General features: G+C 69.5%; 18 protein-coding genes. 3 read left to right on the top strand and 15 right to left on the bottom strand.

Annotated features, from left to right (window positions below; genetic code table 11):
* Positions 1 to 80: 80 nt before the first annotated feature.
* The 3 genes from RL72_RS03335 to RL72_RS03325 form a co-directional block, all read right to left on the bottom strand.
* On the bottom strand, positions 81 to 893 hold the full coding sequence (locus tag RL72_RS03335) for a hypothetical protein (protein WP_045249391.1): 813 nt from the start codon (positions 891 to 893) through the stop codon (positions 81 to 83).
* 139 nt (positions 894 to 1,032) lie between these two features.
* Positions 1,033 to 2,085, bottom strand: coding sequence for a hypothetical protein (locus RL72_RS03330; protein ID WP_045249390.1), 1,053 nt, complete (start codon positions 2,083 to 2,085; stop codon positions 1,033 to 1,035).
* 94 nt (positions 2,086 to 2,179) lie between these two features.
* The gene (locus RL72_RS03325) at positions 2,180 to 3,652 is read right to left on the bottom strand and encodes an APC family permease (RefSeq protein WP_245762995.1); all 1,473 of its coding nucleotides are present in this window, start codon (positions 3,650 to 3,652) and stop codon (positions 2,180 to 2,182) included.
* A 280-nt stretch (positions 3,653 to 3,932) separates the two neighbouring features.
* Here RL72_RS03325 and RL72_RS03320 point away from each other — a divergent pair, with 280 nt between their 5' ends.
* On the top strand, positions 3,933 to 4,748 hold the full coding sequence (locus tag RL72_RS03320; RefSeq protein WP_045249389.1) for a nuclease-related domain-containing protein: 816 nt from the start codon (positions 3,933 to 3,935) through the stop codon (positions 4,746 to 4,748).
* A 23-nt stretch (positions 4,749 to 4,771) separates the two neighbouring features.
* Here RL72_RS03320 and RL72_RS03315 read toward each other — a convergent pair whose 3' ends face one another.
* From RL72_RS03315 to RL72_RS03290, 6 genes are all read right to left on the bottom strand, one after another.
* Positions 4,772 to 5,407, bottom strand: coding sequence for a LysE family translocator (locus tag RL72_RS03315; RefSeq protein WP_045249388.1), 636 nt, complete (start codon positions 5,405 to 5,407; stop codon positions 4,772 to 4,774).
* 78 nt (positions 5,408 to 5,485) lie between these two features.
* Positions 5,486 to 6,691: a multiple monosaccharide ABC transporter permease gene (gene mmsB / locus RL72_RS03310; protein WP_045249387.1), complete on the bottom strand. Its 1,206-nt coding sequence runs from the start codon at positions 6,689 to 6,691 to the stop codon at positions 5,486 to 5,488.
* Positions 6,688 to 8,229, bottom strand: coding sequence for a multiple monosaccharide ABC transporter ATP-binding protein (mmsA, locus tag RL72_RS03305; RefSeq protein WP_045249386.1), 1,542 nt, complete (start codon positions 8,227 to 8,229; stop codon positions 6,688 to 6,690). Before mmsA ends, mmsB begins: the two co-directional genes overlap by 4 nt.
* Before the next feature lie 69 nt (positions 8,230 to 8,298).
* Entirely contained in the window at positions 8,299 to 9,423 is a 1,125-nt protein-coding gene (gene chvE, locus RL72_RS03300) for a multiple monosaccharide ABC transporter substrate-binding protein (RefSeq protein WP_175526252.1), read from the bottom strand.
* 361 nt (positions 9,424 to 9,784) lie between these two features.
* Positions 9,785 to 10,798 carry a LacI family DNA-binding transcriptional regulator gene (locus RL72_RS03295; protein WP_248700362.1) on the bottom strand — a complete coding sequence of 338 codons (1,014 nt, stop codon included), beginning with the start codon at positions 10,796 to 10,798 and terminating at the stop codon, positions 9,785 to 9,787.
* Positions 10,799 to 10,937: 139 nt separating this feature from the next.
* Complete coding sequence (locus RL72_RS03290; RefSeq protein WP_045249384.1) at positions 10,938 to 12,242, bottom strand: type III PLP-dependent enzyme domain-containing protein; 1,305 nt, start codon at positions 12,240 to 12,242, stop codon at positions 10,938 to 10,940.
* An 85-nt stretch (positions 12,243 to 12,327) separates the two neighbouring features.
* On the opposite strand from RL72_RS03290, the gene RL72_RS03285 reads away from it, so the two are divergent.
* Positions 12,328 to 12,729 carry a RidA family protein gene (locus tag RL72_RS03285; RefSeq protein ID WP_045249383.1) on the top strand — a complete coding sequence of 134 codons (402 nt, stop codon included), beginning with the start codon at positions 12,328 to 12,330 and terminating at the stop codon, positions 12,727 to 12,729.
* Between the two features lie 30 nt (positions 12,730 to 12,759).
* Here RL72_RS03285 and RL72_RS03280 read toward each other — a convergent pair whose 3' ends face one another.
* The 5 genes from RL72_RS03280 to RL72_RS03260 all read right to left on the bottom strand — a co-directional run bounded on the left by RL72_RS03280 (position 12,760) and on the right by RL72_RS03260 (position 20,731).
* Entirely contained in the window at positions 12,760 to 14,697 is a 1,938-nt protein-coding gene (locus RL72_RS03280; protein WP_045249382.1) for a potassium transporter Kup, read from the bottom strand.
* Positions 14,698 to 14,883: 186 nt separating this feature from the next.
* Positions 14,884 to 18,303 carry an immune inhibitor A domain-containing protein gene (locus RL72_RS03275; RefSeq protein ID WP_211256015.1) on the bottom strand — a complete coding sequence of 1,140 codons (3,420 nt, stop codon included), beginning with the start codon at positions 18,301 to 18,303 and terminating at the stop codon, positions 14,884 to 14,886.
* A 233-nt stretch (positions 18,304 to 18,536) separates the two neighbouring features.
* The gene (locus RL72_RS03270; protein ID WP_045249381.1) at positions 18,537 to 19,037 is read right to left on the bottom strand and encodes a hypothetical protein; all 501 of its coding nucleotides are present in this window, start codon (positions 19,035 to 19,037) and stop codon (positions 18,537 to 18,539) included.
* 204 nt (positions 19,038 to 19,241) lie between these two features.
* The gene (locus tag RL72_RS03265) at positions 19,242 to 20,075 is read right to left on the bottom strand and encodes a sugar nucleotide-binding protein (RefSeq protein ID WP_045249380.1); all 834 of its coding nucleotides are present in this window, start codon (positions 20,073 to 20,075) and stop codon (positions 19,242 to 19,244) included.
* Positions 20,072 to 20,731: a helix-turn-helix transcriptional regulator gene (locus tag RL72_RS03260; RefSeq protein ID WP_045249379.1), complete on the bottom strand. Its 660-nt coding sequence runs from the start codon at positions 20,729 to 20,731 to the stop codon at positions 20,072 to 20,074. The genes RL72_RS03265 and RL72_RS03260 overlap by 4 nt, the downstream gene beginning before the upstream one ends.
* A 143-nt stretch (positions 20,732 to 20,874) precedes the next feature.
* Between RL72_RS03260 and RL72_RS03255 the strand changes: the two genes are divergently transcribed.
* Positions 20,875 to 21,240, top strand: a complete 366-nt coding sequence (locus tag RL72_RS03255) for a DUF7882 family protein (RefSeq protein ID WP_045249378.1) — start codon at positions 20,875 to 20,877, stop codon at positions 21,238 to 21,240.
* 62 nt (positions 21,241 to 21,302) lie between these two features.
* Here the strand turns inward: RL72_RS03255 and RL72_RS03250 are convergent, their stop codons facing one another.
* Complete coding sequence (locus RL72_RS03250; RefSeq protein WP_156156679.1) at positions 21,303 to 21,752, bottom strand: hypothetical protein; 450 nt, start codon at positions 21,750 to 21,752, stop codon at positions 21,303 to 21,305.
* Positions 21,753 to 21,775 lie beyond the last annotated feature (23 nt).

The raw sequence follows: 21,775 nt of genomic DNA, 5'->3' as shown, positions 1-21,775 counted from the left end.
CTGCCTTTCTCCGCATTCCGGAGCGGCAGGACGTGACCGGTGCGCCGGACCGGGGTCGACCCGGCCGGCGAACGGCGCGCTCAGCCGGTGTGCGTGGCCCACCACAGCAGCAGCGCACCGCCGAGCGCGACCACCCAGCTCACCAGGCTGCCGACCAGGAAGTACTCTGCGCGGCCGCCGTGGGCGCCGTCGCGGGAGATCTCGGGGAAGCGGACGATCCCCTTGGCCGCGAGCATCGCGGCCAGCAGAGGATAGGCCGCGAACAATGTCAGCAGGAGCACGATCACACGCTCGAGCGGACCGATCAGGCGCCCGCCGCGGAACCCGGAATCCGGAGCGGAGGCATGCAGCGACGGCGTCGGCGCGGTCGGGACGCCCGGATCGAGCGCCCGCGCGGGCACCAGTCCGTGCACGGCCTCGGCGGGCGGCGCTTGTCCGGGCTCGACGTCGGCGGGGAGCTCCGCCTTCTCGCCGAGCAGGGCGGCGCGCACGATCACGTTGCCCGTCTCCAGCAGCACCGCGAAGACGCCCACCGCGAGCACCGCGAGGTCGAAGCCGACGCGGCCGATCGGCGTGGGGAGCGGCGCGCCGGAGAGCAGTCCGGCGGAGGTGCGGGCGGGCAGGAGGGCCACGCCGCCGACCGCGATCAGCGCGAGCAGCACCGCGGGCCAGAACGACAGCCGCGGACGCCCCTCGAGCGGGAGCAGCCACGTCCACAGCGCGGCGAGCGCGATGCCGAGCAGCGCGAACGGCGCGGCATCCCCGAGCACGGAGAGCGCGAGCAGCACCGCAGCGGCGATCCCGGCGCCGATCCAGAACGCACGACCGCGCAGGAAACCGCGCAGCACGTCGGCGAGGCCGACGGCCAGCAGCAGGAACCCCGCGACGATCATGCGCCCGCGCCCGCCGTCGAGGGGCAGGGCGCGCAGGCTCGACCGTTCGTGTCCATGGCGCCAATCCTCCCCCGACGCTCCGACAATCGCGACCCTCCGATGCGGCTCGGCGCGACCGGGACCCCGTCCGGCGCTCGGATCACCCCGCGTCTCGGACGAACCTCTGCACACGCCCGTTGCGCGAGGGCGACGGCGACAGCCCTGCCCCCTCGAGCAGCACGCGCACGCGTCGGGACAGCGGAGGCAGCGCGGGCGTCCTCCCCTTCGGCACGCGAGCGATCCCGGCGATGAGCGAGAGCTCGACGCCCTCACCGCGCACCTCCAGGCGTGCATACTCGCTGTCGCTGCGCCAGACCAGGCGCTCGACATCGGCGTAGCGCACCGACAGCGTGCTCCCCGCACGCTCGAGCTGCAGGCGGTCGACATCGAAGCGCACCGTGCACGCGACGGTGCGACGACGCAGCAGGGCGCTGAGCAGAAGGTAGGCGGGCAGGCCGAGCACGATCCCGAGCGCGACGATGACGAGCCGCGGGCCGGCGGCCATCACGAAGGCGTCGAACGCGATCATCAGCGCGACGCCGATCCCCGCGACGACGACCACGACGAGCAGGATCCACAGCGTCAGCGCCCGCATCGTGAGGGGCACGGCGGCGAAGCGCAGCACGGATCCGGATCCCCGCTCCGCGCCCTCCCATTCGGAGCCCTCGAGCACGGCCGGGGTCGCGCGCAGGCGGAGGGCGCTCGTGAGTCGTCCGATCAGGGCGAGCCAGATCCATCCCGCGGCCGGAGCGGCGGCCATCTGCACGACGGCGACGACCGCGCGGGCGGGATTCGGCTTGGGCGCCAGCAGGTCGGGCACCACCGCTGCCAGGAACGCGAGCAGCAGGCCCGCCGCGATGGCGCCGAGCCCGTGCACGATCGCACCGCGACGCGGCGGGGACATGCGCGCGGTCGCGTTCACGAACGACATCCCGCACAGCCAGCCGCCCGCCAGCGTGAGCAGGAACGGCAGGAACGCATCCCCGCCGGCGGCATAGCCGGGAACGGCGAGCACGCCGCAGAGCAGCGCCCACAGCAGCGGCATCCGCAGCGCCCGCCGCCAGAGCGGAGCCCGCACCGTCGGCGGCGTCGGCGGTTGCGCTGCCACCGCGTGCACCTGGTGCCGCATCTGGCGGGGAACGGGATCGGACATCCCGGTCAGTCTAGGCAGGGCCGCGCTCGGCCTGCCGCGCCCCACAGACGGCGGGACCGGGATGCGTGCGCGCACCCCGGTCCCGTCGCCCGCGTCAGGCGGCGAAGTCCTCCGGCACCTCGAGCGGGCGCCGCGAGAAGTACGCGTCCTTCGCCTTGCGGTAGAACAGCGCGAGCGGGATGATGCCGATCGCGATGAGGCCGAGTCCGAGGATGTTCACGACCGGCTCGTTGTTCGGGATCGCCGCGAAGAAGATGTACAGCATGAACACCGCTCCGACGAACGGCCAGACGCCGATCAGGAGGAAGTTCTTCAGCGAGCGGAAGATCACCTTGCGGAAGCCGATGATCAGCGCGAAGCCGGCGAGCGAGTAGTAGAAGGCGATCTGCAGGCCGATCGACGAGATCGCCCAGCCCAGGATCTGCCCGACGCTGTCGCCGAAGACGTTCGCGAGCACGAACAGCAGCAGCGAGACGCCCACGACCACGAGAGTGGCGAAGACGGGCGTCTTCCACTTGCGGTTGATCCGGCCGAAGGCGAACGGGATGGTGCGGTCGCGACCCATCGCGAACAGGGTGCGGCTCACCTGGACGAGCGTGGTCTCGAGCGTCGCGATGGTCGAGAGCGCGACCGCGATGATCAGGATCTTGCCGCCGATGCCGGGCATGATCGCGTCGCCCAGCACGCTGAGCACGTTTCCGCTGTTCGCCTCGATCGTCTTGCCCGGCAGCATCACCAGGGTGGTCGTCGTGTAGATCTCGAACAGGATGAACACGATCACGATGCCGAGGATCCCCGCGAGGCCCGTGGTCTTGTGCGCGTTCTTCGTCTCCTCGCCGAGGTTGGCCGTGACGTCCCAGCCCCAGTAGTAGAAGGCCGCGATCAGGGCCGCCGCGACGAAGACGCCCGCGCCGGTCAGGTGGCCGAAGCCGAACCAGTCCCAGGAGAAGGTCTCGCCGTGGTGGTAGGTCGTGATCGCGCGCGGGATCGCGATGGCCGCGAACACCACGAGGATTCCGACTTCGATGATCGACATGATCCACTGCGCGCGCTCTGTGGTGTGCACGCCGAAGATCACCGCTGCCGCCATCACCAGGAACCAGAGGGCTCCCACGAGCGTCACGAGCAGCGTGTTCTCGTTGGCGACCTTGTCGCCGGCGAACAGCGCGACCGTCATCTGGCCGGCGGGCAGGGCCCCCGCCACCATGAAGATGGTCGCCGAGATCACCACGGCCCAGCCGGCGAGGAAGCCGAGGATCGGATGCAGGCCTCGCGCCACCCAGGAGAACGATGCTCCCGCGTGGGTGTCGACGCGCGCGAGGTAGCCGAACGCGAAGGCGATGCCGAGCATGGGGATGCCGCACCACAGCAGTGCGGCGGGGGCGCCGACGCCGGCGGCGCCGATCAGAAGCGCGGTGCTGGCCGCGATGGAGTAGGCGGGCGCGCTGCCTGCCACGGCCATCAGCGTCGAGCCGGCCTTGGAAACGCCTCCGGCCTGCAGTGCGTGCTCCTGATAGTCGATCGCACGCTGCAGAGACGTATCCGTCTCGAGTGGATTCTGGGTCACTCTGTTCCCCTGTCTCATCGTCGGGTATGGGGGATGACAGAGGGACGTTAGCACCCCGGGCATCCTTGCAACTAGAGGACCAGACCTTGATTTCGTCGATGTTCCCTGAAGCTATGGACGCGCTGAGAATATCGGCGCCCTCGGTGGGGATTCCGAAAGCATCCGAGGGATCCGCGCCGGGATCCGTTGAGGATCCGCCCGAATCGGTTCGATATACGCAGACGCCTCCTCGTCCGGGCCACCCTTCCCGCCCGGCTCGTCCGCTGGTACCGTCGGCGCCATGGCTGCGGAGCTGGGACCGCGGGACACGCGCATGCGCCTGCGCTACGCCGGGACGTGCCGGCTGTGCGGTCGCGCTCTGCCCGCGGGCACGGACGCCGTCTACGAGCGCGACCGGCGGACGGTGCGGTGCCTCGAGTGCGCCCTGGATGAGCCGCCCGCCCCCGAGACGCTCGAGCCGGGCACGGCGGGCGCATCCGCACGCCGTGAGTACGAGAGACGCCACCGCCGGCGCGAGGAGCGGATTCGCACGGCGCACCCGAAGCTCGGGGGTCTGATCCTCGCGCTCTCCGACGACCCGCAGAGCACGCAGGCCTGGGCACGCGGGGCGATGGGCGAGGAGCTGCTCGCCCGGCGGCTTCAGGATCTGCCGACGTCGGCGCGCGCCCTGCACGATCGGCGGATCCCGCGCACCAGGGCCAACATCGACCACATCGTCGTCTCCCCCGGCGGCGTCTGGGTGATCGACGCCAAGAGGTACAAGGGCCGCCGCCCGTCGCGGGAAGCCACAGGGGGCGTCTTCGGGCCGCGCATCCAGACGCTGCGGATCGGCGGACGCGACGGGACCGCGCTCGTCGACGGCGTGCGGAAGCAGGCGGCGCTGGTCGCGGCGGCGCTCGGCGACGCCACCCCGGTGGCCGCAGCGCTGTGCTTCCTCGAGGCGGACTGGGGCTTCTTCGGCAGCCCGTTCTCGATCTCCGAGGTGCTGGTGACGTGGCCCGTCCGCCTCGTGAAGCGGATCGCGGAGTCGGCGGACGTCGGGGTGGACGTCGACGCCGTCGCCGCCCGGCTCGCGGCGGCGTTTCCGGCTGCGTGAGCCGCGAGGCCTTCGGGCGGCGGTCAGCGCACGTCGAGGGCGAGGCGTGCGCCGAACAGCATCAGAACTCCGCCCGTGATCCGGTCCATCCAGCGGATCACGCGGGTGGAGCGCAGGCGCGGCGCGAGCCGGTTCGCTCCCAGGATGATCGCGCCCAGCCAGACGGTGCCGAGGGTGCAGTGCACGAGTGCGAGCAGCAGACCCACCAGGAGCGGGGACTGCCCCGCCGGAACGAACTGCGGGATGGTCGCCATGTAGAACACCCCGACCTTCGGGTTCGCGATGTTCGTGAGGAGCCCGAGCAGGAAGCCGCTCCGTGTGCTCCGCCGTGAAGGAGCCGGGCCCTCCGTCGACGCATCCGTGCCCGGGCGGAACGTCTTCGCGATCATCGTCGCGCCGAGGTAGACGAGGTACGCCGCGCCCGCAAACGACAGCACCCGGTATGCGACCTCGCTCGCCGCCAGCAGGGCCGCCGCCCCGGTGGCCGCGGCGGCGCCCCAGATCAGCGTGCCGACCTGGATCCCGAGAAGGGCGGCGAACCCGTAGGGGCGGCCGCGGGTCACCGTGCCCCGGATCACGAGCGCCGTGTCCAGGCCGGGGATGATCGTGAGCAGGCCCACGACGAGCGCGAACGAGAGCAGTGCCTGGCCGAGCGTCATACGACGAAGGTAGCGCGAACGCGGAACGTCCCGGGCAGCGGTCGCCGGAGGGCGACGGCAGCCCGGGACGGATCCGCGTCAGCGCCCGGAGCGGCGCTTGTTGAAGACGTCGAACGCGACGGCGGCGAGCAGCACGAGGCCCTTGATCAGCGCCTGGTACTCGGTTCCGACGCCGAGGATCGACATGCCGTTGTTCAGGATGCCGATGATGAGGCCGCCGATGATCGCCCCGGTGATCTTGCCGATGCCGCCGGTGACGGCCGCGCCTCCGATGAACACCGCAGCGATCGCGTCGAGCTCGAAGCCGTCTCCGTTGCGGGGGCTCGCGAGGTTCAGCTGCGAGGTGAACACGAGCCCGGCGAGGGCCGACAGCACGCCCATGTTGATGAACAGCGTGAACGTGACGCGCGGCGTCTTCACGCCGGAGAGGCTGGCGGCCAGCGGGTTGCCGCCGATCGCGTAGATGTGCCGGCCCCACACGCTGCGCGCCATGATCGCCGAGTAGACCACGGTGAGCACGCCGAGGATCACCAGGGCGATCGGGGTGCCGTTGTAGCTGGCGAGCAGGTAGGCGACGAGGGCGATCAGCAGGCTGGTGAAGGCGAGCTTCGCGATGAACCACCACAGCGGCTCGTCCTCGACGGCGAACTTCCGGCGGGTCATGCGCCCGCGGATCCCGAAGCCGATCATCCCGAGCACGACGAGCACCGCGAGGATGATCGTGAGCGGCTCGACCACGGTCTGTCCGCCGCCCAGGTCGGGCAGGAAGCCGGCGCCGATCGCGCGGAACCCGTCGGGGAACGGGGAGATGGCCGTGTTCTGCAGGGTGATCTCGGTGAGGCCGCGGAACGTGAGCATCCCCGCAAGAGTGACGATGAACGCCGGGATCTTGAAGTACGCGACCCAGAAGCCCTGCCAGGCGCCGATGAGCGCACCCAGCACGAGGCACAGCACCACGGCGACCGGCCAGGGCACGCCCATCTTGGTGATCAGCACGCCCGCCGCCGCGCCGATGAAGGCGACCACGGACCCCACGGACAGGTCGATGTGACCCGCGATGATCACCATCACCATGCCGATCGCGAGGATCAGGATGTAGCTGTTCTGGATGATCAGGTTCGACACGTTGATCGGGGCGAGGGTGATCCCGCCCGTCGTGATCTGGAAGAAGATCACGATCACGATCAGGGCGATGAACAGGCCGATCTGCCGCAGCTGGCCGGTGAGGAACTCGAATGCGGAGCGCAGCGAGCTCGTCTGGGGGGTGATGGATGAGCCGCTCATGCGGAGCCCACCTCCTTCTCCTGGGTCATGTAACGCATGAGGTTCTCGGCCGACGCCTCCGCCCGCGGCACGTCCGCGGTGATGCGCCCCTCGGCCAGGGTGTAGATCCGATCGCAGAGCCCGATCAGCTCCGGCAGCTCGCTGGAGATGACGATGACGCCCTTGCCCTCGCTCGCGAGCTGGTTGATGATGCCGTAGATCTCGTACTTCGCGCCCACGTCGATGCCGCGGGTGGGCTCGTCGAGGATGAGCACGTCGGGCGACGTGTTCATCCACTTCGACAGCACGACCTTCTGCTGGTTCCCGCCGGAGAGCTTCCCGACGACCGCCTCGACCGAGCTGGTCTTGATGTTCATGCTCTTCCGGTACGACTCTGCGACGATCCGCTCGCGGCTCTCGTTGACCCACCCGATCCGGGCGATCCGGTCGAGGGCGGCGATCGTGATGTTCCGCTCGACGTCGTCGATGAGGTTCAGCCCGAACCGCTTGCGGTCCTCGGTGGCGTAGGCGAGGCCGTGGCCGATCGCGTCCGACACGGTCCTGGTGGAGATCTCGGATCCGCGCTTGTAGACGCGCCCGGAGATGTTCACCCCGTAGCTGCGCCCGAACACGCTCATCGCGAGCTCGGTGCGCCCGGCGCCCATGATCCCGGCGATGCCGACGATCTCGCCCTCGCGGACGAAGAGGTTGGCGCCGTCGACGACCTTGCGCTCGTGGTCGAGGGGGTGGTGCACCGTCCAGTCCTCGATCCGCAGCAGCTCGCCGCCGATCTTCGGGATCCGGTCGGGGAACCGGCTGGCCAGGTCGCGCCCCACCATGCCGCGGATGATCCGGTCCTCGCTGACGTCGTCGGTGCGCATCTCGAGGGTCTCGATGTTGCGCCCGTCGCGGATGACGGTGACCTCGTCGGCGATCGCGCGGATCTCGTTGAGCTTGTGGCTGATGATGATCGAGGTGATGCCCTCGTCGCGCAGGCTCCGGATCAGCTCGAGCATGTGCGCGGAGTCGTCGTCGTTGAGCGCGGCGGTCGGCTCGTCCAGGATCAGCAGCCGCACGCTCTTGGAGAGCGCCTTGGCGATCTCGACGAGCTGCTGCTTGCCGACGCCGATGTCGGCGATCTTCGTGGCGGGGTTCTCGTCGAGCCCGACGCTGCGCAGCAGCCTGGCCGCCTCCTGGTTCGTGGTGTTCCAGTCGATCCAGCCGCCGGACTGGCGCTCGTTGCCGAGGAAGATGTTCTCGGCGATCGACAGGTACGGGCTCAGCGCCAGCTCCTGATGGATGATGACGATGCCCGCGTGCTCGGACTCGTTGATGCTCTTGAACGCGACCGGCTCCCCGTCGAGGAGGATCTCGCCCTCGTAGGATCCGTGCGGGTAGACGCCCGAGAGCACCTTCATCAGCGTGGACTTGCCGGCCCCGTTCTCTCCGCATATCGCATGCACATGGCCGCGCTGCACGCTGATCGACACGTCCTGCAGAGCCTTCACGCCCGGGAACGTCTTGGTGATCCCGCGCATCTCGAGGATGTTGTCGCTCATCTCGCTCTCCTTTCGTCAGAGGAGGGTGGCTGCGGGAGCGTCCGCAGCCACCCGTGTCGAGGGAGTGCCTTACTTGAGCTGGTCCTCGGTGTAGTACCCGGTGTCGATGACGGCTTCCTTGTAGTTGTCCTTGGTGACCACCACCGGCTGGAACAGGAACGTCGGAACGACCTTGGTCTTGTTGTCGTAGGACTTCGTGTCGTTGACCTCGGGGGTCTTGCCGTTGAGCAGGTCGTCGGTCATCTTCACGGCCTCACCCGCGAGCTTGCGGGTGTCCTTGTAGATGGTCGAGTACTGCTGGCCCGCGATGATCGACTTGACCGACGGGATCTCCGCGTCCTGGCCGGTGATGATCGGCAGCTTGTCGGTGGCGTAGCCGGCCCCGGTGAGGGCCGAGATGATGCCGATGGAGAGGCCGTCGTACGGGGAGAGCACGCCGTTCACCGTCTGACCGTTCGAGTAGGTCGAGGCGATGAGGTCCTGCATGCGCTTCTTGGCGACGTCGGCCTGCCAGCCCTGCGTGGCGACCTGCGTGAAGCCGGTCTGGCCGCTGCCGACCTTGAGCACGCCCTTGTCGAGGTAGGGCTTGAGGGTGTCCATCGCGCCGTTGAAGAAGAAGGTGGCGTTGTTGTCGTCGGGGCTTCCGGCGAACAGCTCGATGTTGAAGGGCCCGGCGGCACCCGTGTCCTTGCCGCTCTTGTCCAGCACGCCCAGGCCCTCGAGGAGGCTGGTGGCCTGCTGCACGCCGACCTTGTAGTTGTCGAAGGTCGTGTAGTAGTCGACGTTCTTGTTGCCGTTGATCAGACGGTCGTAGGCGATGACCTTGACGCCCTTGGACGCGGCCTGGTCGAGCTGGCTGGACAGCGCCGTCCCGTCGACCGATGCGACGACGAGCACCTTGGCGCCCTTGGTGAGCATGTTGGAGATCTGCTGCACCTGGGTGGGGATGTCGTCGTCCGCGTACTCGAGGTCGACCTTGTAGCCGAGCTTCTCGAGTCCTGCCTTGACGGCGTCGCCGTCGTGGATCCAGCGGGTCGAGGTCTTCGTCGGCATCGCGACGCCGACGAGAGCACCCTTGTTCGCGCCGGGCTCGGCGGTCGAGGAGCCGCCGCCGCCACGGGTGCCTGCACAGGCGGTCATCGTGAGGGCGAGGGCCACGGCCGCAGCGCCGAGAGCCAGTCTGGAGAACTTCATGTGATTCCTTTCGTCGAGCACGCCGCCATGGCGCGCTCAGGACCGCAGAGGGCGCGCCGACGGCATGCTCGGGGCGCCCGTTCAGGACCCTCGCCCCGAGGACGCGGGGCGAGGCAAGGCAGACGGACGCATCGCTGCGGCCGTCGGTTCGTGATGCTTCTCGCGGGAGGCCGGTGGCCGCCGATCTCCTGCTCGGATGACGAGGAGGCCGGAATCCGACCCCTTCGTCGCCCGCGGCTGTGACCGATCACACCCGCACGAGCGATCCTCTGGCGAACCGGTCACATTTGTCAAGAGCCGGATCCAAGATGGACGTGCCCCTGCCTCGTCGCCGACAGCTCGCGTCGTGGCCGCAAAACCCTCAGAGGGAGCGGGGAGCGGCCGTCGACGAGCGCACGATCAGCTGCGGGATCAGGGGTTCCTGTGGCAGCTCCTCGCCGTTCAGCTGCGCCAGCAGCATGCGGATCGTGCGCCGCCCGAGCTCGCTGAAGTCCTGCCGCACGGTCGTGAGCGGCGGGAAGAAATGCGCTGCCTCAGGGATGTCGTCGAACCCGACGACGCTGATGTCCTCCGGCACCCGCACGCCGAGCTCGCGGCAGGCGTGCAGGAAGCCGAGCGCCATCGAGTCGTTGCCCGCGAAGACCGCGGTGAAGTCGGGCATCCGCAGCAGGCTCCGCCCGGCCTCATAGCCGAACTGCGCGGTCCAGTCCCCCAGCAGCGGGGCGCGCACCCGCAGATCCCGGGCATCGAGCTCGCGCAGATACCCGACCATGCGCGCCTCGGCCTCGGTCCAGTCCTGGGGTCCCGCGAGGTGCACGATGTACTCGTGTCCGAGGTCGGCGAGATGCCCGACCGCCGCCCTGGCGCCGGCGATCTGATCCATCGCCATCGAGTGCCGCTCACCGCTCGGACCGAGCGCCACGATCGGCACGTCCACGCTCATCTCGCCGACCTCGCCGAGCACCTGCTGCTGAGGGGCGATCACGATGATCGCCTCGACGGCGTGGCTGAGCAGATCGTCGATGCTGGCGCGCACCGCCTCGGTCTCCCCCGAGCGCAGGTTCGCGATCGAGAGCCGGTAGCCGGCGTCGCGCGCCGCGAACTCGATCGCGGCGATCGCCGTGGCGGGTCCGTACAGGGCGCTCTGCGCCGTGAGCACCCCGATCGTGCGGGAGCGGTTCGTCGACAGCGCCCGCGCGACCGGATTGGGACGGTAGCCGAGCCGGTCGATCACCGACTGCACGTGCGCGCGGGTCGTCTCCCTGATGCGGTCGCTGCCGTTCAGCACCCGCGACACGGTCTGGTACGAGACGCCCGCCTCACGCGCCACGTCGCGGATGTTCAGGGCGCGAGACGGCTCGCTCTCCACAGCCACGCCCACCTCCGCTCCACACCGGTCAAGCTCATTATGGGGGAGGCGGCGAACGCCTCGGACGCCCCCGCCCGCTCCCCCGGCCAGGCGGCTCGACCAGCGCGCCACGGCGCATCCGCCCGCGTCACGGACGCCGTCGCGTTCAGAACACGGTCTCCACGGCGTCCACGACGACCGGGTCCGGCGCGTCCGCATCGGCGACGACGGGGATCAGGCGCCACTTGTCGAGCACCGTGCAGGGGTGGGACAGGCCGAGCCGCACGACGTCGCCCACCGCCAGCCGCTCGGCCGCCCCGGAGGCGACGACGTCGTCGCCGAGCCGCAGGAACAGGTGCTGGTCGTTGAGTGCCGTGACGCGGCTGCCGGCGAGCACGACGTCGTCGCTCGCGCGGCCGGCGATGCGCTGCGCCACCGGCAGCCCCTCGTCGAACGAGGCGTCGCGACGGCCGCAGTCCAGCAGTGCGAGTCCGGGTTCGGGGTGTGACAGCACCCGTGCCCACACGTGCATCGCCGAGCGGAACGGCACATCGCCGATCGTGCGGCCCATCGGGCTGATGCCGGCGTAGAACCCGTCGTCGTGGATCTGGAAGGCGCCGGAGCGCACCACCACGTCCGCATCGGGGCAGAGTGCCGGCAGCACGGCCCCCACCCGGTCGAAGTAGGCGCTGCCCCCGGCGGTCACGACCGGGCGTGCGCCCTCCGGGTAGAGTCCGGCCTCGCCGATCGCGCGGTGCACGGCGGCGAGCTCGTCGAGGTACGCGTCGACCCGGGCGATCGCCGCGTCGCCGGCGTCGTGCGCGAGGGCGCCCTCATAGCCGCCGACGCCTGCCAGCTGCAGCACGGGCGACGCCGCGATCGCCTCTGCGACGGCGAGAGCGGCGGCACGGTCGCGTGCGCCGGTGCGCCCGCCCGCCCCGCCGAGCTCGACCATCACCGCCAGCGGCCGGCGCACGTCGGCGCCGAGCCCCGCCTCCATCGCCCGCACGACGTCCACGCCGTCGGCCCAGCTGAGGATCTCGACGTCGGGATGCGCCGCCAGCTCGTCGGCGATCCAGCGCAGGCCGACCGGATCCACGACCTCGTTCGCGATGAGGATGCGGCGCACGTCGTGCGCACGACCGACCTGCGCCTGCCATGCGGTGGCGAGCGTGAGACCCCAGGCGCCGGCGCCGCGCGGACGGGGATCGAGCAGCTGCCGCCACAGCGCCGGAGCCATCGTGGTCTTCCCGTGCGGCGCGAGCAGCACCCCCGCCTCCTGCGCCCAGTCGGCCATGCGGGCGACGTTGTGCACCATCGCGCCGGCGTCGAGCGTGAGCAGCGGTGTCGCGAAGTCGGAACGTCGAGGGGCCGTCGCGAGGAACTGCTCCCGCGTGAGGCCGTGCGCCGACGGGGGGAACGACTTGTCGCGCACGGACAGCGGGCGGGCAGCACTCGATGACGTCTCCACTCCTCCATGATGACGCGCCGCGCGCGACGACGCGTCGCGTAGCATGTCGATCGCCGCGTCCGGCCGCCGACCGAGAGGAACGACCATGACCGAGAAGACCCGTGTGCTGACCGCCGACGCCCCCGCCCCGGCGCATGTGTTCTCGCAGGGCGTGCGCAAGGGTCCGATCGTGCAGGTCTCCGGCCAGGGGCCCGTGGATCCCGCCACCGGCGAATACCTGTTCCCCGGCGATGTGGCCGCGCAGACCCTGCGCACGCTGGAGAACGTGCGCGCCATCGTCGAGGCGTCGGGGGCGACCTTCGACGACGTCGTGATGCTGCGCGTCTACCTCACGAAGCGCGAGGACTTCGCCCTCATGAACGAGGCCTACGGCTCCTTCGTGACCCGGCACACCCCGAGCGGCGTGCTCCCCTCCCGCACCACTGTGTTCACCGGGCTCCCCCGCGAGGAGATGCTGGTCGAGATCGACGCGCTCGCCGTCGTCTGAGCCGCGCCGCGACCGGTGCGCCGCGTCGCCTCACAGCTCGATCTGCGACCCCATCACGATCACGCGGTCGCGGGGCAGGCCGAAGTGGTCGCTCGCGTCGGTGGTGATGTGCGACGCGGCGAGGAACAGACGCTTGCGCCACCGCGCCATGCCACCCCTGCGCCCCTCGCGCAGCTCGATCTTCGACAGGAAGTACGTGGCGTTGTCGAGATCCAGCCAGCCCTGGGTCTTGTGCGGAGGGATCGTGCGCAGGGCGCGCGGGATGTCCGGGTTCTCGGCATAGCCGAACCTCGTGGAGATGTAGAGGATCCCGTCGGTCGGATCCCCGAGATCGTCGACCGTGCAGCGCTGGGACTGCGGGACCCGCGGGACGTTCTGGATGTCCACGGACAGGATGATCACCCGGGCGTGACGCACGTGGTTGTGCTCGACGTTGGCGCGCAGGGCGAGCGGCGTCGTGGTGCCTCCGGGGTTCAGGAAGATCGCCGTGCCGGGCACGCGGTCGATGAGCTTCGGATGCGTGCGCAGGTTGCTCACGAAGTCGGCGAGCGACCCCTCCGCCTCGGTGCGGCGGGCGGTGATGAGCGCGCGTCCGCGCTGCCAGGTCGTCATCACGATGAACGCGATGAGACCGATCGCGAGGGGCAGCCAGGCGCCGTGCACGAACTTGGTGGCGTTGGCGGCGAGGAAGAGCAGGTCGACGGAGAGCAGCACCGCCGCGCCGATCGCGAGGATCCAGCTCGGCGTCTTCCACCGTCGCCGAGCCAGGTAGAAGAACAGCAGCGTCGTGATCGTGATGGTGCCGATGACCGCCATGCCGTACGCGAAAGCGAGCGACGCGGAGCTGCGGAAGACGAACACCAGCGTGATCACCGAGACCATCAGCAGCCAGTTGATCCATGGGACGTAGATCTGCCCCTGGGTCTCGGAAGAAGTGTGGGTGACCCTCAGTCGCGGCAGGTAGCCGAGCCCGGATGCCTGCGCCGCGACCGAGAAGGCGCCGGAGATCACCGCCTGCGACGCGATCACGGTCGCCGCCGTGGCCAGCACGACCAGCGCGATGCGGCTCCACTCCGGCGCGAGCAGGAAGAACGGCGCCGACATGTTCGCCTTGTCCTCCAGCAGCAGCGCCCCCTGACCCAGGTAGGTGAGCGCGAGCGCCGGGAACACCAGGAACAGCCACCCGAACGAGATCGACTTACGGCCGAAGTGGCCCATGTCGGCGTAGAGGGCCTCGGCGCCCGTGACGGAGAGGACCACGGCGGCCAGGGCGAAGAACGCGATGTGGAAGTGGCTGACCATGAAGCCGATCGCGTAGGTGGGCAGCAGGGCGAGCAGGATCTGCGGATCGTGAAGGATCCCGCCGATGCCCAGCACGCCGACGACCACGAACCAGATCGCCATGATCGGCCCGAAGAGCCGCCCGACCACGGAGCTTCCGAGCTTCTGGATGAGGAACAGGATGAGCAGGATCGTGGCGGTGATGGGGACGACCCATTCGTCGAGCCCCGGATTGATGGTCTTGAGCCCCTCGACCGCGGAGAGCACCGAGATCGCCGGGGTGATCATGCTGTCCCCCAGGAACAGCGCCGCCCCCAGCACGGCGAGGCCTGACAGGATCGCCACGGTGCGCGTGCGCCCCTTCGGCGCCCAGCGGCGCAGGAGGGTGAGGAGCGCCATGATGCCGCCCTCGCCGTCGTTGTCCATGCGCATCGCGAGCAGGACGTAGGTGATCGTGACGATCAGGATGACCGACCAGACGACGAGCGAGACGACGCCGTACAGGTTCTCCGTCGTGAGCGGGACCGGATGCGGATCCTCGGGGTTGAACACGGTCTGCAGCGCGTAGATGGGGCTCGTGCCGATGTCGCCGAACACCACCCCGAGCGCGCCGATCACGAGGGCGAGCCGGAGCGGACTGCGGGTCGCGGCGGGAGCCTTCTGATCGATCACTGCCTGGCTGTTCACAGACGAAGCCTAGATCCCGTTTCCCGCGCCACCCGGCCCTCCTCACGGAATCCTCACGGAGTGGCGGAGACGGCTTCCTCACGCGATCCTCGCGCGATCCTCGCGCTGGGTGCGGCACCGCGACGACGACGGAGCGCCGACCCTCGAAGACGAGGATCGGCGCTCCGGGCGCTGTCGCGGGTGCGACTAGCTCTTCGGCTCTGCAGCGCTGCCGCCGTCGAGCCGACGGCGACGACGCGCCACGACGAGCAGCACGCCGGCGAGCAGTACGAGCAGACCGCCGACGATGCCCGTCGTCAGCAGCGCGTCGCCGTTCAGACCGGTCGCGGCGAGGGCGCCGGAACCGTGTCCGGTGCCGCCCTTGCCGTCACCGTCGCCGCCGGTGACCGGCGGAGTCGGCGTCGGAGTGCTCGGCGTCGTGACCTCGGCGACGACGAAGGCGCTCGCCGCCGGGTCGCTGTTCAGATCGCCCACGCTCTGCACCGCGGAGATCGTGTGCGGCCCGGGCGCGAAAGTGCCGACGAGCGGGACCGTCCACGTGCCGTCGCCGCCCACGACCACAGGCTCTTCCACCGTGACCGCGGCATCCGCCGCCTTGGCCTTCGCCGCGGCGGGAGCCGCAGCCTTGGCGTCGGCAGCCGCGGCGGCTGCGCCGTCGACCGTCACCTCGACGACGGCTCCCGGCACGCCCGTGCCGCTGACCGCGGTCGGCGCCGTGTCGAGCTTGGCACCGTCCGCCGGCGACGTGATCGCCGGCGCGGCGGGCTTCGACGGGGCGTCGGAGAGCGGGGCGCGCACCGTGAGCAGGGCTGCCGTGTTCTTCTGCAGCGCCTTCTTCACCGTGACCACGGTGCCGTATCCGACGCCGGCGTCGGCGGGGTTGCCGGTGCCGAGGGTCGTGAAAGGCAGCACGGTGCCGTACAGGTCGGTCGCCGGGGTGCCGTCAGGGTTGACCACGCGCGTGGTGTACGCCGCATCGTCGACCGAGGGCACGACGACCGAGGCGTCGCGCAGACGGTTGTACAGATCGCCGTCACGGAACTCCAGGCCGGCGACCCAGCCCTGGTCGTCGGTGAAGCTGCTCACCGGCGGCTGGGCGGCGATGTCGGTGCACGCCTCGGTGAAGTCGGCGTCCACCATGCAGTCCTTGAACGGCAGAGTCGGCGTGAGACCGAAAGCGGCGTTCGACGATTGCGCACGGCTGGAGAGATTCTTGAGCAGCGACGGATCCAGCTCCGCCTCCGCGCCCGTTCTGCGCAGCGGGTCGAAGTGGCTGTCGACGAGCAGAAGGCCGCCCTTCGCCCCGTAGCTGGGCAGATTGGTCAGATACGACGTGATCTGGTTCGACGAGCCGTAGGCCGCGTCGCGATACCAGACCAGCGCACCCGGCGCGTTGTACGGAACCTTCTCGACCTTCCAGCCCTGGTCGCTGTAGACCGTGGTGTAGCCGTACTTCAGCCCCTCGTCGAAACCGTCGAAGTTGCGCCATTCGACCAGGTAGAACTGCTTCTTGGTCTGAATGCCGGTGTCCCGCGCCCAGCCGACCCCCGTGGTGTCCGTGAAGGTGCCCGCCGTCGCCGTCCAGCCGTTGTCGCCGGACTCCACGTCGTCTGTCCAGACGTCGGATCCGCCGGCGCTGAGGGCGAAGTCGTCGGAGAACCAGCCGCGCTCCTCGAACGCCGCGTCGGTCGCCTGACGCAGACGCACCTGGATGTTCTGGCCCGCGTACGAGGACAGATCGATGTGGTCGTGGCGCCAGCCGTCCGTGGATCCGGTCAGACCGTACTTCTTGTTGCCGAAGTCCTTCATCCGACCGTTCGGGTCGCTGTAGCCGTCATCGGTCGACACGAGGGCGTTGCTGTCGTCGTAGACCTTCTGCTCGGTCCACGTGCTGCCGCCGTCGGTCGAGACCTCGATGAACCCGAAGTCCCAGTCCTCCTCGATCACGTAGTTGTTCCACATCGAGAAGGTCGCACCGGCCGGCACGTTGTCGATCGTGCGGCTCAGGGTCACGTCGGCCCAGTCCTGATCGGCGTTCGAATACCACATCTCGGCGCCGCTGTGCGGGGTGGCGAGCGTCTTGACCTTGTCCGGCAGGTTGATCTTGACGCCGTCCTCGGTGCCATTCGCGGGCCGGGACGCCTGTCCCACCTTGATCGTCTTCGTGCCGTCACCCGGGTTGATCTCGAGCGGGTCCACCCAGCCGAGCACCCACTTGTCCCAGATGCCCATGTGCGTCGGCATCGACTGGAAGATCGGTCCGGAATGCGACCCGGAGCTCATCAGATCCCAGAAGTCGACGTCGGAGTCGCCGGCGTTCGAGGTGTCGTACAGGTCGGGAAGGCCCAGGTCGTGTCCGTATTCGTGGGCGAACACGCCGACGCCGGAGTTCTCCGGCTGGACGATGTAGTTCTGGATCTTGAAATCGGTGCCGGGGATGGTGGCTCCGCCCGCGACATCGGACGAATGCGCCCAGATCGCGTAGGTCCCCTCCTTGCCGCCGCCGCCCGACTTGTCCTCACCGGCGTGCACGAGCACGACGTGGTCGATGATCCCGTCCGGCTCGTGCAGGTTGCCGTCGCCGTCCCGGTCGCCCTGGTCCTCGATGTCATAGTCCGCCCACGGGAACGAGGGATCGGACTGCGCCAGCGCCGCCACTGCGTCGATCGGGAGCTGGCCGGGGCCGAGGGGGTTGTCGGGGTGACCCTGCATGTCCTGCATCGGGCCGGCGACGTAGTCGCCCGTGGCGGGATCCTTGTGGCACACGGTGGCGCCGTAGTACGCCTCGGAGTGCGGCACCTTCACCCATGCGGTCGCCTCGCCCGTGAGCGAGTACGCACCGCGCGACATCTCCTCGTACATCTTCTTCATGGTGTGGCCCGAGATGTCGAAGCCGGGCTGGCCGTCCAGGCCGGTCAGATCGGTGCGGACGCGCTCGGTGATGCCCTCGTCGGAGAACAGCATCTTGTTGTAGAAGTCGCTCGAGAAGTCCGGCACCCACATGCTGTTGTTGTCTTTGTGGACGGCATCGGCCGGGTTCGCGATGTTGTTGTGCAGCGTCGGCCCCTGCACGTCACCGGGTTTGCAGGTCGTCTCGCCGAACGCGGTCGGGACCTGCAGGTTCGAGAAGTCCTCCGTGCCGTCGAACTCGACGAGGATCGTGAGGAGCTTCGCCTGCTGCGTGCTGTCCGCGTGCTTGAGGTTCTTCGGGCTCTCGCCGCTCTGCACCGCCTCCGCCTCGGTCTTGGCCAGCTGCTCGGCCGCCACAGGGTTGCCCTGAGCGTGCTTCTCGTCGTTCTCCTTCGCCCGCTCGAAGGCGGCGTCGCTGACGCCCTTACGCGCACGGGCATTGCCGCTCAGGTCGGCGACCGGCTGGTCGTCGGCCCCGTCGAGGATCGCGTCTGCACGCGGCGCCACGTAGTTGATGTAGTGATCGCTGGCGACTCCCGTCGTCGCAGCGGCGGTCGGACGGACGCCGGGCGCCGAGACGCTCGGCGCCGCGACGGCGGGGACGGCCCCGAACGTCGCCACTCCGGCTGCGGCGAGCACGAACGCGGATGTCGTCGCTGCGACACGTCGGCGTGCGCGGACGCTTCTCTCTGACATTGATTCTCCCTCCAGGCATCACCGCGGGGGTTGCCGCGACGGTGCGGATGTCATGCGCCGGTCAGGCGCACAAGAATCAGGATTACCGTGAAAACCCTATGCAAGGGAACAGAATCGCCTGAGAAAGGAAAGGATCCGCGACCGGATCCATCCTCCCCTGATGCGGAAAGGCGCCACCCGGGATCGCTCCCGGACAGCGCCTTTCGGGCGGGAAGAGGCCCGCGGGGCTCGGATCAGCCCTTGTTGCAGACTTCCTGCAGCTTCTTGCCCTGCTCGGTCAGCTTGGCGCTGGCATCCTGCGCCTTGGTCGAGATCTCCTCGGCCTTCTTCTGCGCCTCCTGGATCTTGTCCATGGCGGCCGGGTCGGTCGCGTCGATGTTCTTCAGGTCGGGCATCTCGAAACCGTCGAACGCCTTGACGAAGCCGTTGAACTCGTTCGCGAAGGCGGTGAGCGGCGCCTTCACTGCCTCGTTGGTGACCTTCTTGCCGGCCTCGTCGAGACCCTTCTGCACCGGAGCGAAGATCTCGGCGAAGTCGACCTTCTCGCCCTGGGTCGCCTTCTGCATCGCGGCGTTGACGTCGCTCGAGACGCTCGAGGTCGCCTTGGTCATCTCGGTGTTCGCGATCTTGCACGCGTCGGCGACGCTCTGGCCGCCCGAGCAGGCGGTCATCGTGGCGGTCAGGACGATCGCAGCGGCGACGCCGCCGATCCGTGCGAGGGTTGCCTTGTTCATGTGAGCTCTCCGGTCTCCATAGATGTGGCTGCCGGTCCGTGAGGGCGCGACAGCCATGGTCACCATCCACCCTATTCCGAGCAGATGCATAGGTTCGGACCCTCGGACGGGATCCCGCGGGATCGTGACCGCACTGAGATATGACGGTCACGGCCCGTTCACCGCGCCGCGCGGCGTTTGTTCTGCCGGGTGCACCGCTGGGCGTCAGTCCGAACCGCCCAGCAGCTCCGCGTAGCCCTCGCGGAACGACGGGAAGCGCAGAGACCCGAGAACCTCGCGCATCAGGGCGCCGTCGAGCACGGTTCCGCCGTTCCCCTCCGGCTCGATCCGCGGCGGTGCCTCGACCCCCAGGCGGTCCGCGACGAAGGTCACGACCTCGCCCATCGGCACCGGCGCCTGATCCACCGCATGCACGAGCGGCGGCGGATCCTCGGCGCGGAGCATCGCGTCCAGCAGCCGGACCAGGTCGTGCTCGTGGATCCTGTTGGTGCGGCGTGAGTAGTCGACCGGGACGCGTTCGCGCACCCGGCGGATCACCGACTCCCGGCCGGGGCCGTAGATCCCCGCCGGGCGGATCACGCGGGCGCCGAGCAGCCGTGCCGCGAGCCGTTCGCCGTCGAGCAACACGTGCGCCCGAGAGCCGGCCGGAGCGGGCGCATCCGCCTCGGTGAGGGGACGCGGCCCCGGCCGCCCTTCGAAGACGCGCGTCGAGGAGACGAACAGCACGCGCGAGGGGTGCGAGGGCAGCGCCTCGGCGAGGTGGGCGAGCGCCGCGGCGTAGATCCCCTCGCCGTCCTCGTCCGGGGCATCCGGCGGCAGAGTGATGACGATCGAGTCGCAGGAAGGGAGGTCGCGCGGTGCGGCGAGACGCAGATCCTGGGCGATCGAGCGGAAGCCGGAGGGCAGCGCTCCGGGCGTCCTGCGGATCGCGAGCACCTCCTGGCCGCCCGCGACCAGCCGCTCACCGAGAGCGACGCCGAGCTTGCCGCAGCCGACGAGGAGGGTGCGGCCCGGGGACCGCTCCCCCGGCACCGTCATCCTGCGCCCGGTTCGGGCTCGGGGTTGGTCACCCGCATGCGGTCGGGCCGGAACCCGTGTTCGATGCCCCACAGCACGGCGTTGGTACGGCTGTTCACGCCGATGCGCCGGTAGCAGCTGCGGATGTAGGTCTTGACCGAGTTCACGGACAAGTGGGCGCGATCGGCGATCTCCGTGTTGGAGAGCCCCTGGGTGATCAGCGCCAGCACCTCCGCCTCGCGCTGGGTCAGGCCTTCTTCGCGCCCGGGCCAGTCACCGGCGACGACCGCCCCCGTGCCGGGGAGCGCGGCGTAGATCTTCGAAGAGCCGTGATGGATCTCCTCGAGGGCGGCGACGAGCTGCCGGGCGGGAAGCCCCTTCGAGATGTACCCGTGGGCGCCGTTGGCCAGGGCCGCACGGACCAGCGCGTCGTCGATGTTCCAGGAGTAGACCGCGACCTTGGCGGCGAGCGGGTTCGCGGCGAGCGCGTGCAGCTCCGCGCGGTCGCCCTGGGTGGCGGCGAACGTGTCGTAGAGCACGATGTCGACGGGCTGACTGAGCTCCCGGTTCACGTCGAGCTCGAGGATGCGCACGCGGTTCTGATAGGCGCGCAGCATCGAGGAGAGTCCGCGGACCACGACCTCGTAGTCGTTGACGAGCGCGATGGAGATGACCATGTGCACACCCTACGCCGAGACTTTCACCCTTTGGGGTGAAGATCTTCACCACCGTGGAATCTACGGTGAGGGAGTGATGGCTCCCAGGACGACAGACCGGCTCGATCATCGGCAGACGACGGGACGCCCGGAGTAGGCGACCCGTGGGAGACATGTACTACGGAGGATCGGCCGCTCCGATCCGCATCGACGATCGCGTGCTCGCTCATCTCAAGATCGTGATCACGACCAAGCTGCGCCGCGGGGAGAGCTTCACGGTGTCGTGGCCGCACGGCGACGGCGAGCCGACCGGACGCAGCTCCATCTGGCTGCACCCTGCCGTGCCGCTGCGATTCGTGTTCGCCGAGCCGGTGGCACCCGACCTGGACCGGCCGTACCTGGCGAAGCTCGCGAACGCCGCGAACTCGGCCGGCGGCATCCACCTCACGGCCGAGGACATCGACGGCAGTTCAGGTCGCGCGCCCGGTCACGAGCCACGCGGCGCCCGGCATGACCACCCCGTCGGGTGAGACGTAGCGAGCGAGCCGTTCTCTGACGACCGCGTATCGTCTCGGTGCGAAACTGCTCGCGGTCAGTGCGCTGTGTGCGCGCTGAGCAGCACCACGGCCCAGAGACCCAGGGCGACGATGGCCGGAAGCAGGGTGACGACAACGCCTCGACCGTGTCGGACCCCGAGCGCGAAGAGCGTCAGTACAGCGATCGCTGCCGTCGCCGCGAGGCCGAACACCGTGGTGGGCCACCCGGTCTGCACGACGATCTCCCCGCCGCCTTCGGCGAGATAGACGCAGAGTCGTCCGGCGGGCATCGCCGTCGTCGACGCCGTCACCAGAGGGTCATTCACTTTCGCGACCCCCGCAGGCTGCGAGTACATGCACTGCGATGCGACGTTCTCGTGTGAGTCGATGTACTGGATGGCGAGCATGAGCAGAACGGGGAGACAGAGCAGAGCAGCCGCCATCAGCAGCACTGCACGCACCTCTCCGCCCGGCAGCGGCCTCCGTGTGTCAGGGGGCAAAGTCATGATCCGGTGAGCCTACGTGGTGA

It is taken from the genome of Microbacterium azadirachtae (assembly GCF_000956545.1).
Taxonomy (GTDB): domain Bacteria; phylum Actinomycetota; class Actinomycetes; order Actinomycetales; family Microbacteriaceae; genus Microbacterium; species Microbacterium azadirachtae.
The sequence above is the reverse complement of the archived record's forward strand: the minus strand, read 5'-3'. Positions and strand labels throughout refer to the sequence as shown.